Annotated in this window: 12 protein-coding genes; 2 read left to right on the top strand and 10 right to left on the bottom strand. The window is 63.4% G+C overall.

What is annotated here, in order from left to right; genetic code table 11:
- The first annotated feature begins 2 nt into the window (after positions 1–2).
- Complete coding sequence (locus FJD34_RS11400) at positions 3–1,535, top strand: FGGY-family carbohydrate kinase (protein WP_032863704.1); 1,533 nt, start codon at positions 3–5, stop codon at positions 1,533–1,535.
- A gap of 76 nt (positions 1,536–1,611) precedes the next feature.
- Positions 1,612–2,337: an SDR family oxidoreductase gene (locus FJD34_RS11395; protein WP_032863703.1), complete on the top strand. Its 726-nt coding sequence runs from the start codon at positions 1,612–1,614 to the stop codon at positions 2,335–2,337.
- On the opposite strand, the gene FJD34_RS11390 is transcribed toward FJD34_RS11395, so the two are convergent.
- The 10 genes from FJD34_RS11390 to FJD34_RS11345 form a co-directional block, all read right to left on the bottom strand.
- The gene (locus FJD34_RS11390) at positions 2,334–3,338 is read right to left on the bottom strand and encodes a LacI family DNA-binding transcriptional regulator (protein WP_065943742.1); all 1,005 of its coding nucleotides are present in this window, start codon (positions 3,336–3,338) and stop codon (positions 2,334–2,336) included. The two genes, FJD34_RS11395 and FJD34_RS11390, sit on opposite strands and share 4 nt — an antisense overlap.
- A gap of 50 nt (positions 3,339–3,388) precedes the next feature.
- Positions 3,389–4,252, bottom strand: coding sequence for a LysR family transcriptional regulator (locus tag FJD34_RS11385; RefSeq protein WP_032863701.1), 864 nt, complete (start codon positions 4,250–4,252; stop codon positions 3,389–3,391).
- Positions 4,253–4,345: 93 nt separating this feature from the next.
- A complete protein-coding gene (locus FJD34_RS11380; RefSeq protein ID WP_090290787.1) occupies positions 4,346–5,749 on the bottom strand; it encodes an amidase in 1,404 nt (467 codons plus the stop codon).
- Positions 5,746–7,017: a Zn-dependent hydrolase gene (locus FJD34_RS11375; protein WP_090290788.1), complete on the bottom strand. Its 1,272-nt coding sequence runs from the start codon at positions 7,015–7,017 to the stop codon at positions 5,746–5,748. Before FJD34_RS11375 ends, FJD34_RS11380 begins: the two co-directional genes overlap by 4 nt.
- Positions 7,018–7,030: 13 nt before the next feature.
- On the bottom strand, positions 7,031–7,726 hold the full coding sequence (locus FJD34_RS11370; RefSeq protein ID WP_032863689.1) for an ABC transporter ATP-binding protein: 696 nt from the start codon (positions 7,724–7,726) through the stop codon (positions 7,031–7,033).
- Positions 7,726–8,475, bottom strand: coding sequence for an ABC transporter ATP-binding protein (locus tag FJD34_RS11365; protein WP_032863687.1), 750 nt, complete (start codon positions 8,473–8,475; stop codon positions 7,726–7,728). Before FJD34_RS11365 ends, FJD34_RS11370 begins: the two co-directional genes overlap by 1 nt.
- Complete coding sequence (locus tag FJD34_RS11360) at positions 8,472–9,482, bottom strand: branched-chain amino acid ABC transporter permease (RefSeq protein WP_032863685.1); 1,011 nt, start codon at positions 9,480–9,482, stop codon at positions 8,472–8,474. Before FJD34_RS11360 ends, FJD34_RS11365 begins: the two co-directional genes overlap by 4 nt.
- 1 nt (position 9,483) lies before the next feature.
- On the bottom strand, positions 9,484–10,344 hold the full coding sequence (locus tag FJD34_RS11355; RefSeq protein ID WP_032863683.1) for a branched-chain amino acid ABC transporter permease: 861 nt from the start codon (positions 10,342–10,344) through the stop codon (positions 9,484–9,486).
- A gap of 67 nt (positions 10,345–10,411) precedes the next feature.
- Positions 10,412–11,614, bottom strand: coding sequence for an ABC transporter substrate-binding protein (locus FJD34_RS11350; protein WP_065943739.1), 1,203 nt, complete (start codon positions 11,612–11,614; stop codon positions 10,412–10,414).
- 218 nt (positions 11,615–11,832) lie between these two features.
- Positions 11,833–12,600, bottom strand: coding sequence for a FadR/GntR family transcriptional regulator (locus FJD34_RS11345; protein WP_029293293.1), 768 nt, complete (start codon positions 12,598–12,600; stop codon positions 11,833–11,835).
- Between the last annotated feature and the right edge of the window lie 46 nt (positions 12,601–12,646).

The raw sequence follows: 12,646 nt of genomic DNA, 5'->3' as shown, positions 1-12,646 counted from the left end.
CGATGAACTACGTCATGGGTGTGGACATCGGCACGCAAAGCACCAAGGCGTTGCTGGTGGATGGCGAGGGCCGGATCATCGCCCAGCACAGCCAGGGTTATCGTGTGGATACCCCGAAAGTACGCTGGGCCGAACAGTGGCCGCAGGTCTGGCTGGATGCGGTCGAAAGTTGCGTCAACCAGTGCATGGCCAAGGCCGGTGTGCCAACGGATGCGGTCAAGGCGTTGTGTATCAGCAGCCTTTACGGCGGCTCGGGAATTGCCGTGAATGCCGCTATCAAGCCGCTGCATCCGTGCCTGATCTGGATGGATCGGCGTGCCGGCGAGCAGGTGGCCTGGGTGCGTGAGCATGTCGACCAGCAGCGTCTGTTCGAGGTTACCGGCAATTCGCTGGACAGCTACTACGGCTTTACCAAGATGCTCTGGCTCAAGCAGCACCAACCTGAGGTCTGGGCCAGCACACGCTATTTGCTACCGCCCAACAGTTATATCAACTACTGCCTGACCGGTGAGGTGGCGGTGGATCACAGCAGCGCGGGCAATATCGGTGGCGTCTACGATGTGGCCGCGCGGAGCTGGTCCGCCGAGATGCTGGCGGCGCTGGATATCCCGTTGGCGATGATGCCCGAGCGCTTGCTGTACTCCGGCGAAGTGGTGGGTGGCCTGCTGCCTGAATGGGCCCGGCGCCTGGGCTTGCCGGTGGGCATGCCGATCCTCGCCGGTGGTGTCGACGCGGCCATGGCCACCCTGGCGGCCGGTGTTACCCGGCCGGGCAACCACGTGGCGATGATCGGCACCAGCATGTGCTGGGGCTATCTCAACCAACAGGTCGATGCTCATCACGGTCTGGTGAGCATGCCCCATGTCTACAACGGCCAGCAGGACCTGTACATCTTTGGCGGGACGATTACCGCCGGGGCCTCGGTGAGCTGGTTTCGCGAGCAGTTCTGCCAGGCCGAGGAGCAGCAGGCCCGGGACACCGGCCAGGATAGCCTGTGGTTGCTGGAGCAGAGCGCGGCGAAGATTCCGGCCGGCAGTGAAGGGCTGCTGTTCCTGCCGTACCTGATGGGCGAACGCAGTCCGGTATGGGATGACCGTGCCAGTGGCAGTTTTGTCGGCCTGAACCTGTATCACAGCCGTATTCACCTGTATCGCGCGGTGTTGGAAGGAGTGACGTTTGCCCTGCGGCACAACATCGAGGCGGGCACGCAGGGCGCGCATTCACTGGACCCGCGGTTGATCGTGGTGGGCGGGGCGAGCCATTCGGATTTGTGGATGCAGATTATTGCGGATGTTACCCGCTACCCGGTGTACACGATTGTCCAGGAAGTGGAAGCAGCGCTGGGGGCGGCGTTGCTGGCTGCGCATACGGTGGGGTTGGTGGACACGGCGCAGATGGAAAAGGGCTGGGTACAACTGGAGCTGCGAGCTGAGCCCAAGGCTGAGCATGTGCAGGTCTATGACCGGGCGTTTGCCGACTACTTGCAGCTCTATCCCGCGCTGAAACCCGTCATGCACAGTTTGCAAAGCCACTAAGTGCACACGGACCAAAATGTGGGAGCAGGCAAGCCAGCTCCCACATTGATCTTCATTGTTTTTGGGATATTCATTCATGACCACCACCTTCGACTTCACCGACCAACGCATCCTCGTCACCGGCGCCACCAGTGGCATTGGCCGGGAAATCGCCGTGCAACTGATCGCCAGCGGGGCCCAGGTCTTCGCCATCGGCCGTGACGCCAACGCCCTCGCGCAATTGGGTTGCGAAACCCTGTGCCTGGATATCGCCAACAGCGCGGTCCTGGATTTGGCCCTCAAGGATTTGCCGGCCATGCACGGCCTGGTCAACTGCGCCGGTATCTCGCGCCTGGAACCAGCAGCGGCTATCAGCAGCGCGGCCTTCGATCAGGTGATGAACGTCAATGCGCGCGCCGCTGCGCAAGTGGCCAGTCGGGTCGCGGCGGCAATGATCGCAGCGCAGATTGCCGGCAGCATCGTCAACGTCTCCAGTCAGGCTTCACTGGTGGCGCTGGACGATCACCTCGGCTATTGCGCGTCCAAGGCTGCCCTGGATGCGATCACTCGCGTGCAATGTGCCGAATGGGGGCGCTTCGGGATCCGGGTCAACAGCGTCAACCCCACCGTGACCCTGACACCTATGGCGCAACAGGCCTGGTCCGATCCGGCCAAGCGCGACCCGGCGCTGGCGGCGATACCCTTGGGACGTTTCGCCCAGCCGCACGAAGTGGCGTTGCCGGTGCTGTTTCTGTTGAGCGCGGCGGCGAGCATGATCAGCGGTGTCAGCCTGCCAATCGATGGTGGCTACACCAGCCGCTAGCCGTTCTCCAGAGTGCCGGCAATCACCACCTTGTCTCGGGGTTTGTACGGGTCTTGCAGGCGGTCGAGCAGCAGGCGCACCGCACTGCTGCCGGCCAGCGAAGCATCGTGGGCCACGCAGGCAATCGGCACGCCGAAGATATCGGCGAAGGGCAGGCGGTCGATGCCGCAGATGGTCAGGCTGTCGTGGGGGATGTTGTGCATGCGCAAGGCGCGCAAGGCGCCGAGGGTGATCAATTGGTTGAAACCCATGATCGCATCCGGTGCGGTGTGCGCGGCCAGGTAGTCGAGGGTGTGCAGGTAGGAGGGCATCAGGGTGTAGTCGCCGGCGCACACTTCGACGTGCACCTGGGGGTGGCTGACCAGCACTTCGCGCAGGCCCTTGAGGCGCTCCACGGTGATCCGTGAATGCTCGGGCCCGGTCAGCACCAACAAGCGCTTGAGCGCCGGGTTCTGGCGCAACAGGTACTGCGCTGCCTCGATTCCACTGTGGTAATTGTCCAGCACCACACGGCTGAACGGGCTGTCGTGGATCGTGCGATCGAGCAGCACTACCGGGGTCTTGCCATTGCCCAGGCGTTCCAGGTAATCGGGCTGGTAGTCGGGCTCGTCGGAGACCGGTGACAAGATAATCCCCGCCACACGGTAGCCCAGCAGCGTATCCACAGCCTTGCTTTCCAGCTCTTCAAGCTCGTCGGTGTCCACCAGCATGATGGTGTAGCCGTGCTTTTTTGCCTCGCGGGAAATCGCCTTGATCATCTCGCTGTAGAACGGGTTGTCCACCGAGGCGGTGATCACCCCGATGATCAGGCTTTCGCTGCGCTTGAGCCCACGGGCGAAGGTGTTGGGCACGTAGTCAAGCTCGCGCGCGACTTCGAGGATCCGCGCCAGGGTGGCGGGTTTGACCAGGTCAGGTTTGCTCAGCGCCCGGGACACCGTGATGGTGGTCATGCCGACCCGTTTGGCGATGTCGCTGATAGTGACGGATTTTTTCTTGTTCATCGACAGGGGAGACCAGGAGAAAACATCAGGAGGCTAACATGGGCACCGGTTCAAAGCACCGGATCCCAGCGCTGAGACCAATCGCTCTCGGCCTTGACGACTGCGCGCAGCAGCACCAGAGCCTGCTGCAGGATCGCCGAATCACGTTCGCGCGAGTACACCAGGTAGGTCGGGAAACTGAACTCCGGGGCCTTGGGCACGCGCTCCATCACACCGCTGGCGAGGTAGCTCTGCACCACCCGTGTGCGGAAATAGCCGCTGCCACCATTCTCCAGTATGTACTGCAGGGCCAGCGGCCCGAGGTTGAAATTCACGGCGGCGCGGGCCTTGTCGGGCAGGGCGGCGTCATGTTGCTGGCGAAAGCCCGGGCCCCAGTCGATATACACATAGGGATCGGGGCGGGCGGCCAGGCGTACCAGGATCAGTTTTTCTTCCAGCACCTGCTCTACCTGCAGCCCCGGCCAGTACTGCGGCTGGAACACCAGCGCGGCGTCCAGCACGCCCAGCTCCAGCTGGCGCAACAGGTATTCACCGTCACGCACTTCGGTGCGCAGGGCATGGCTGGGGATGTGCTCGCGCAGGGCCTTGGCCCAACCGAGCATCAGCGGGTTGCACAGGCTGACTTCGCCGCCGATATGCAACACATTGCGATAGCCCTCGGGCAGCGGCAGGTCGCGGCGCGCGGCCTCCCAGGTCTGCACCAGTTGATTGGCATACACCACGAACGCCTCACCATCGGCGGTCAGCCGCGCCCCGGCGCGGTTGCGCACAAACAGCGTGCTGTCGAGCTGGCTTTCGAGCTTCTGCACCCGTGCGGTAATGGCGGTCTGGGTGACGTGCAGTTTCTCGGCGGCTGCGGCCAGGCTGCCGCAGCGGGTGATTTCCAGGAAGGTGCGTGCCAGTTCGATGTCCATGTCGGTCCCGAGGGTGAGTAGGACCGACATTGTAGTGTGACAATCGAAAATCGGTGTGTGAAATGCAAGCCAGTTCCCACATTGGGCTGGGTTTCAACCCAGGTCTTTTGGCGCCTGCAAGTGCTGGGTCGGGAATGCCTGGGCATAGGCCTGGCACACCCGCAGCACCTGCTCATCGGCAAACCGCGCGCCGACCACATGCAACCCCACCGGCAGCCCATTGGCCGCTAGCCCGCACGGTACCGAGGCCGCCGGTTGCTGGGTGAGGTTGAAGGGGTAGCTGAACGGCGTCCACTCCATCCATTCACCCAGACCGGAGCCCGGTGGCACGTTGTGCCCGGCGTCAAATGCGGTGATCGGCAACATCGGCGAGACCAGTATGTCGTAGTGCTCATGGAAGGCGGCCATGCGTGCCACCAGCGCTGCCCGTGCTTCCAGGGCCGCGTTGTAGTCGCCCAGGCTGAGGCGTTCGCCCAGTTGCGCGATACGCAGCAGGCCGGGGTCGAGCAGTGCGCACTGGGCGCCGGTCAGTGGCCCGGTCAGGCGTGCCGCGCCGGCACACCACAAGGTGTTGAACACCTCCAGCGGATCGCTGAAACCCGGGTCGATCTGTTCCACCTGTGCCCCCAGTTGCACCAGGCCGGCGACCGCTTGCGCGACCACTTTGGCCACCTGCGGATCGACCTTCACATAGCCAAAGTCCGGACTGTAGGCGATGCGTAATCCTTTCAGATCACTGCCCGGTGTGAGCCAGGGCGTGGTGCGTGGTGCGCCGATCAGGCCGTCCCTGGCATCCGGTTGCGCCACGGTTTGCAGCATCAGCACGGCATCTTCCACGGTGCGGGTCATCGGCCCCAGGTGCGAGAGGATGGTCATCGAACTGGCCGGCCATTGCGGTACATAACCGAAGGTCGGCTTGATCCCGAAGGTGCCGGTAAACGCGCAGGGAATGCGGATCGAGCCGCCCGCATCGCTGCCCTGGTGCAGCACGCCAAGGTTCAGCGCCGCCGCCGCGCCCGCGCCGCCGGACGAACCACCCGCCGTGGTGCGTGTGTCCCACGGGTTGCGGGTGATGCCGTACAGCGGGTTGTCGGTCACGCCTTTCCAGCCGAATTCCGGGGTGGTGGTCTTGCCCAGCAGCACCGCGCCGGCCTTGCGCATTAACGCCGAAAAAGGCGCGTCCACGTCCCACGGCCCGGCAGCGGATGAGGTGCGCGAGCCCTTGCGGGTGGGCATGCCGACGGTCAGGGTCAAGTCCTTGATCGAGGCCGGCACTCCGTCCAATGCACCGCAGGGTTGGCCCTTGAGCCAGCGCTGCTGCGAGGCCCGTGCTGCGCTCAAGGCACCCTCGGGGTCGACGTGGCAGTACGCGTTGACCACCGGGTTGTAGCGTTCGATGCGCAGCAACGTGTCCTCGGTCACTTCCACCGGCGACAGGCTTTTATCCCGGTAGCGTGCCAGCAGTTCCACGGCCGTCAGGTTGGCGATATCACTCATGCCGCGTGACCTCCCTGGGCTGCATTGACCATGGCCCGCAGCAATACCGCGCAGCCTGCCGCCAGATCGTCCGGTGCGGCGTTTTCGATTTCGTTGTGGCTGATGCCGCCTTCGCACGGCACAAAGATCATCCCGGCCGGACCCAGTTCGGCGACAAAGATCGCGTCGTGCCCGGCGCCGCTGACAATGTCCATATGGCTCAGGCCCAGCACACTCGCGGCATCGCGCACGGCGTTGACGCAAGAAGGGTGAAAGTCCAGCGGCGGGAAGTCGGCGGTGGGCGTCAGTTCATAGCGCAGGCCATGCTGCTTGGCCGTTGCCTCGATCACCTCGCGCACTTCATCGACCATCGCTTGCAGCTTGTCGGCATGCAGATGGCGCAGGTCGATGGTCATCTGCACCTGGCCGGGAATCACGTTGCGTGAACCCGGGTGCAGGCTCAGGCAGCCGACGGTGCCGCAGGCATGAGGTTGTTGTTCATGGGCAATCCGGTTGACCGCGCTGACCACCTGCGCGGCGCCTACCAGGGCGTCCTTGCGCAGGCGCATCGGTGTCGGGCCGGCGTGGGCTTCGACGCCGGTGAAGGTCAGGTCGAACCACTTCTGGCCCAGGCAGCCCATGACCACGCCGAGGGTGATGGCCTGGTCTTCGAGCACCGGGCCCTGTTCGATATGCGCCTCGAAATAGGCGCCCACCGGATGCCCGAGCACTGCGCGCGGGCCGGCGTAGCCGATGCGTTGCAGTTCGGCGCCCACCGACAGGCCTTGCTCGTCCTGCTTGTCGAGGGTCTCCTGCAAGTCGAATTTGCCGGCAAACACCCCGGAACCCATCATGCACGGCGGGAAGCGCGAGCCTTCCTCGTTGGTCCACACCACCACTTCAATCGGTGCCTGGGTCTCGATCTGCAAGTCATTGAGGGTGCGGATCACTTCCAGGCCGGCCATCACCCCATAGCAGCCATCGAACTTGCCGCCCGTGGGCTGGGTGTCGATATGGCTGCCGGTCATCACCGGTGGCAGGTCAGGGTTACGTCCGGCGCGGCGCGCGAAGATATTGCCGATGGCATCCACGCTGACGCTGCAGCCGGCGGCCTCGCACCACTGCACGAACAGGTCGCGGGCCTGGCGATCCAGGTCGGTCAGGGCCAGGCGGCACACGCCGCCCTTGGCCGTGGCGCCGAGCTGGGCCAGGTCCATCAAGGATTGCCACAGACGGTCGCGGTTGATCAGCGGGGCGTTGCTCTTGAGCGGTTGCGTAAAACTATTCATTTGCAAACTCCGGTCAGGCACTCAGGGCCAGGTAGCGGTTCTTGATGGTCGGGTCGGCGCGAAAGGCCTCGGCGCTGCCTTCGTAGACCACGCGGCCCTGTTCGAGTACGTAGTGGCGGTCGGCGAGCTTGTCGCAGACCAGCAGGTTCTGCTCCACCAGCAGCACCGGCAGGCCGTCGTCCTTGATCTTGCGCAGGATCTTTACCAGTTCGTCGACGATCACCGGGGCCAGGCCTTCGGTGGGTTCGTCGAGGATCAACAGCTTGGGGTCGTTGAGCAGGGCGCGGGCGATGGCGAGCATCTGCTGCTCGCCACCGGACAACGCATGGCCGGCGTTTTTGCGCCGCTCCTTGAGACGCGGGAACATGGCGTACACGTCTTCCATCTGCCAGCGGCTGGTCTTGCGCACGGCGATGCGCAGGTTTTCCTCGACCGTCAGCAGGCGGAAGATTCCGCGGTTCTCCGGCACCAGCGCCAGGCCCTGGCGCGCTATCTCAAAGATTTTCTGCCCCACCAGCGGCTGGCCGTTGAAGTGAATTTGCCCCTGGCGCGGGCAGATAATCCCCAGGATGCTGCGCAGGGTGGTGGTCTTGCCGGCGCCGTTACGGCCGAGCAGGGTCACCAGTTCGCCGGGGTTGACGGTCAAGGACACGCCCTCAAGGACGTGGCTCTTGTCGTAGTAGGAGTGAATATTGTCGACGGTCAGCATCAGGCGGCCTCTCCCAGGTAAGCAGTGCGCACGCGCTCGTCGGCGCGTACGAATTCCGGCGTGCCTTCCACCAGGATCTGCCCGTGGCTCATCACGGTGATGCGCTGGCTGATGGACATGACGATGCTCATGTTGTGCTCGATCAACAGCACGGTGTGGTCACGACCGAGGTCGCTGATCAGTTGGGTCATGATCGGGATATCGTCGATGCCCATCCCCGAGGTGGGCTCGTCGAGCATCAACAGCTTGGGTCTGGAGCAGATCGACATGCCCACCTCCAGCACCCGTTGCTGACCGTGGGACAGTTCGCCGGCCAGGGTGTCGGCGCGGGCGGTGAGTTGCAGGCGTTCCAGGACTTGGTCGGCCATCTCCAGGTGTTCGCGCTTACTGTCCACGCGGCGCCAGAAGTTCAGGGCGCGGACGCCGTCGCGGCCCTGTGCGGCCAGGCGCAGGTTCTCGCGCACGCTAAGGTTCTGGAACAGGCTGGTGAGCTGGAACGAACGGGCCATGCCCAGGCCCACGCGGCTGTGGGCCGGTTTGCGCATCAGGTTCTGGCCGTCGAAATGAATCGCGCCTGCAGTCGCTTGGCGCTCGCCGGTCAGGCAGTGAAACAGGCTGGTCTTGCCGGCACCGTTGGGGCCGATGATGGTATGGATGGTGCCGGCTTCGACCTTGAGGTTGACACCGTTGACCGCACGGAATGCACCGTAGGCCAGTTCCAGGTCTTTGGTTTCCAGCAGGATGCTCATAGCAGCTCCTCCTTGGTCACGGCGGTGGCCTTACGGCTGCCACGTACACGTTCGAACAGCGCCGACAGGCCGCCCCACAAACCGCCGCGCATAAAGATCACCACCAGGATCAGGATCACCCCCAGCAGCATCAGCCAGCGCGGCCACAGGTCGGAGAGAAAATCCCCCAGCAGCACAATGGACCCGGCCCCCAGCAACGAGCCGAACAGCGAGCCGGTGCCGCCGACGATGGTCATGATCAGGATGTTCTCCGACATCACCAGGTCGATATTGGACAGCGGCACAAAGTGCAGGAGCATGGCGTACAGCGCCCCGGCAATCCCGGTGACCGCGCCGGACAGCACAAACACGAGGATCTTGAAATGGCGGGTGTCGTAGCCGATGGCCGAGGCGCGGGTTTCGTTTTCGCGGATCGCCATCAGCGTGCTGCCGAACGGCGAGGCAATCACCCGGCGTGCGCCGATGAAGATCAACAGGAACAGCACCGCGACAAAGCCGTAGAACACCCGGGCGTCGGCCAGGGACAGCAGTACGGTGTCACCAATACGGATTTCCGGGCGCGGCACGCTGAGCAGGCCGTTGTCGCCACCGGTCCAGTCGCTCAGGGTGTAGGCGATGAAGTAAGCCATCTGGCTGAAGGCCAGGGTCAGCATCACGAAGTAGATACCGGTGCGACGGATCGCCAGGGCGCCCACCAGGAACGCCAGGAACCCACCGGCCAGCGCCGCGCCGAGCAGCGCGCTGAACAGGCCCAGTTGCAGGTGGATCATCAGCAAGGCTGCGCAATAGGCGCCGGCGCCGAAGAAGATGCCTTGGCCAAACGACAGCAGCCCGGTGTAGCCCAGCAGCAGGTTGCAGGCCAGGGCGGCGAGGGCAAAGATCAGGATCTCGGTGGCCAGGGTCGCCGAAGGCAATATCAACGGCAGGCCGATCAACACCGCCAGCACCCACAGCAACATGGCTTTGGATTGGGTCTTGGCAAACGGCAGGGGATTTTTCTCGCTCATGTCAGACTCTCCCGAACAAGCCGTAAGGGCGCACCAGAATCACCACGGCCATGGCGCCGTAGATCATCAGGCTCGCGCCTTGGGGCCAGAGTGTGGTCATCAGGCTTTGCACCACGCCCACCAGCAGGCCACCCACCAGGGCGCCGCCGAACGAGCCCATGCCACCGATCACCACTACAACGAAGGCGATACCGAGGATTTCCGGACCGACAAAAGGCTGGGCGCCGCGCAAGGGGGCAAACAGCACCCCAGCGATGCCGGCCAGGGCCACGCCGAGGGCGAAGGTCATGGAAAACAGACGGAAAATATTGGTGCCCAGCAGCGAGACGGTCTCGGTGCTCTCACTGCCGGCCCGCACCAGGGCGCCAAAGCGCGTGCGCTCCAGCAGCAGCCACAGGCCCAGACCCACCAGCGCAGAAAACACAATCAGGAACAGGCGGTAGTAGGGGTACACGAAGTCGCCGACCACCAGCACCCCGCGTAGCAATTCCGGCACGGCGACGCTCTTGCCCACCGGGCCCCAGATCATCACGCTGGCTTCCTGGATGATCAGCGCGATGCCCAGGGTCACCAGGATCTGGAACATGTGCGGCAGGTGATAGATCCGCTGGATCAATAATCGCTCGATCAGCCACGCCAGCGCGGCCACCACCAGCGGTGCGATCAGCAGGGCCAGCCAGAAGCTGTCGGTGAGGCTGACGGCGGTGTAGCAGATGTAAGCGCCCAGCAGGAAAAACGCGCCGTGAGCAAAGTTGACGAAGTTCAACAGGCCGAAAATGATCGTCAGCCCGACCGCGATCAGGAAGTAGATCATCCCCAGGCCCAGGCCGTTGAGAATCTGGAACAGGTAAAGATTGAGCATGCAGGAATCCTCCAACAGACGGCCGCGGTCAACGGCCCTGTCGTGTATTACCGGTGAAAGGGGCGGATCAGCCGAGCGTGCAGCCCGTGGCTTCTACCGGTGGGAATGACTGGCCGGCACTGAGGACCTTGGCCAGGTCATCCTTGTCGGCCATGTCGCCTGCGGCCTTGCCCACCAGCAGGTAGTAATCCTTGATCACCTGGTGGTCGCCGGCACGGATTGTTTCCTTGCCGGTCGGGCCCTCGTAGCTCAGGCCCTGCATGGCCTTGGCCACAGTGGGGCCGTCGAAGCTGCCGGTGGCCTTGATGGTGTCGAGCATGACCTTGGTGCTGATGTAGTCGGCCGCCAACGGATAGGTGGGGTTGATCCCGTATTTGGCCTGGGTCAGCTTGACCAGTTCGCGATTGAGCGGGGTGTCGACCTGGTGCCAGTACTGCGCGCCGAGGTACACGCCTTCGAGCACATCGCTGCCCAGTTCCTGGAACTGGTCGAGGCCGGCGGACCATACCAGCAGCACTTTCATGCGCTCCTTGATGCCGAAGTTCACCGCCTGGCGCAGGGTGTTGGACGACTGGCTGCCGAAGTTGAGCAACACCAGCACATCGGGCTTGGCGGCGATGGCGTTGGTCAGGTAACCGGAGAACTCCTGTTCCTGCAACGAGTGGTAGCTGTTGCCGACATGTTCCAGGCCGTTTTCGGCCAGCACCGTCTTGGCGCCTTCGAGCAGGGCTTCACCAAACACGTACTGCGGCGTGATGGTGTACCAGCGCTTGGCGTCCGGCAGCAGCTTGATCAGCGGCACCAGGGTTTCGCGGATCGCACCATAGGTGGGCACCGACCAGCGGAAGGTCGCGCTGTTGCAGTCCTTGCCGGTGACTTCATCGGCGCCCACCGGGGTCATGAACACGCCACCGACTTTGCCCACTTCCTTGGCCACCGCCAGCGCCGAGGAAGACAGGGTGCAGCCCTGGAAGAACCGCGCACCGTCCTGGCCAATCGCCTCCTGGACCTTGCGTACCGCCTTGCCGGCGTTGCCTTCGGTGTCGATCACCTTGTAGTTCAACGGGCGCCCCAACACGTCTGGGTACTGCGCCACGGCCAGGCGTGAACCCATGTCGGCAAATTTGCCATAACTGGCAAACGCGCCAGACATGGACTTGAGGCCGTAAAAGGTAAACGGTTCGGCGGCGAATGCGTGGCGCACGCTCAGCGGAAGACTGAGCGCGGCGGCGGCGGTGAGGCTGGCTTTCAACAACGTACGACGCTGCATGGGGTGACTCCCTGGTTTAGTTATTGGCAGGAGTGGCAATGGCGATACGGTGGAGCACGGCCTGTGGGCAGGCCTTTTATTGGGTGGCGCGGTCTATCGGGTGTACACGGTCAACTGTAGGAGCGAGCTTGCTCGCGAAGGTATTCCAAGCGAATCGTTGCGTTGGGGGGACGATTTTCGCGAGCAAGCTCGCTCCTACAGAGGGATTTTTGGTGTGTTTAAGAGTGATCGAACTCCAGCAGAAAGTGCGGGCTGACCTGGCCTTCCAGCGCGGTCATATGGTGTTCGGCGTCGCACATGTGCTCATGCATCAGGCTGCGCACGGCCGCTTCATCGCCGGCGCGAAAGGCGCTCAGCAGTTGTTTGTGATAGTCCAGGTTGGCCGCGTCGAACTGCTTGCGTTTGGGCTTGTAGGCCTTTTTCAACACCACCAGGTCGCGCAGCAGGTCGTTGAGGAACTGCGCCATGAAACTCAGCAACGGGTTGGGGCAGGCCCTGGCCAGCAGGTTGTGGAACTCCAGTTCCGCCAGGCGCTGCTCACGTTGTCCGGCTTCGCTGTCTTCGGGAGCGCTGCAAAAATCCACGTTGTCTTGCAGGGCACGATAGTCGTCTTCGCTCAAGCGGCCCAGCACCGACACTGCCAGCTCCACCTCGATCACCTTGCGCAGTTGATACACCTGCTCTCCGTCCAGATGCTGGAAGTGCAGGTAGTTGCGCAAAGCACGGCTGGCCGGCTCAGTGCCGGCCTGGTTCAGATAGGCGCCACCGGTGGGGCCGGTGCGGGTGCTGACCAGCCCTTCGACTTCCAGGGCCTTGAGCGCCTCGCGGGCCGAGCCCTTGGAGCACTGGAAGCTTTCCATCAACTCGCGTTCGGTGGGCAAGCGGTCGCCGGGCTTCAAGGCATCGGTGACGATCGAGCGCTTGACCGACTCGACAATCACATCGGAAAGCTTCTGGCGTTTGCGTCGCAGGGGGCGGCTGAGCATGGTTTTCAATTTATCGTATTAATGCGGATAAATAGCACTTAATAGG

The organism is Pseudomonas brenneri, assembly GCF_007858285.1.
Classification (GTDB): domain Bacteria; phylum Pseudomonadota; class Gammaproteobacteria; order Pseudomonadales; family Pseudomonadaceae; genus Aquipseudomonas; species Aquipseudomonas brenneri.
The sequence above is the reverse complement of the archived record's forward strand: the minus strand, read 5'-3'. Positions and strand labels throughout refer to the sequence as shown.

Excerpts from the sequence above, each read along its gene's own strand:
- FJD34_RS11345 (WP_029293293.1), bottom strand. The coding sequence starts at position 12,600 with ATGCTCAGCCGCCCCCTGCGACGCAAACGCCAGAAGCTTTCCGATGTG.
- FJD34_RS11395 (WP_032863703.1), top strand. The coding sequence starts at position 1,612 with ATGACCACCACCTTCGACTTCACCGACCAACGCATCCTCGTCACCGGC.
- FJD34_RS11370 (WP_032863689.1), bottom strand. The coding sequence starts at position 7,726 with ATGCTGACCGTCGACAATATTCACTCCTACTACGACAAGAGCCACGTC.
- FJD34_RS11380 (WP_090290787.1), bottom strand. The coding sequence starts at position 5,749 with ATGAGTGATATCGCCAACCTGACGGCCGTGGAACTGCTGGCACGCTAC.
- FJD34_RS11365 (WP_032863687.1), bottom strand. The coding sequence starts at position 8,475 with ATGAGCATCCTGCTGGAAACCAAAGACCTGGAACTGGCCTACGGTGCA.
- FJD34_RS11385 (WP_032863701.1), bottom strand. The coding sequence starts at position 4,252 with ATGGACATCGAACTGGCACGCACCTTCCTGGAAATCACCCGCTGCGGC.
- FJD34_RS11400 (WP_032863704.1), top strand. The coding sequence starts at position 3 with ATGAACTACGTCATGGGTGTGGACATCGGCACGCAAAGCACCAAGGCG.
- FJD34_RS11360 (WP_032863685.1), bottom strand. The coding sequence starts at position 9,482 with ATGAGCGAGAAAAATCCCCTGCCGTTTGCCAAGACCCAATCCAAAGCC.
- FJD34_RS11350 (WP_065943739.1), bottom strand. The coding sequence starts at position 11,614 with ATGCAGCGTCGTACGTTGTTGAAAGCCAGCCTCACCGCCGCCGCCGCG.
- FJD34_RS11355 (WP_032863683.1), bottom strand. The coding sequence starts at position 10,344 with ATGCTCAATCTTTACCTGTTCCAGATTCTCAACGGCCTGGGCCTGGGG.
- FJD34_RS11390 (WP_065943742.1), bottom strand. The coding sequence starts at position 3,338 with ATGAACAAGAAAAAATCCGTCACTATCAGCGACATCGCCAAACGGGTC.
- FJD34_RS11375 (WP_090290788.1), bottom strand. The coding sequence starts at position 7,017 with ATGAATAGTTTTACGCAACCGCTCAAGAGCAACGCCCCGCTGATCAAC.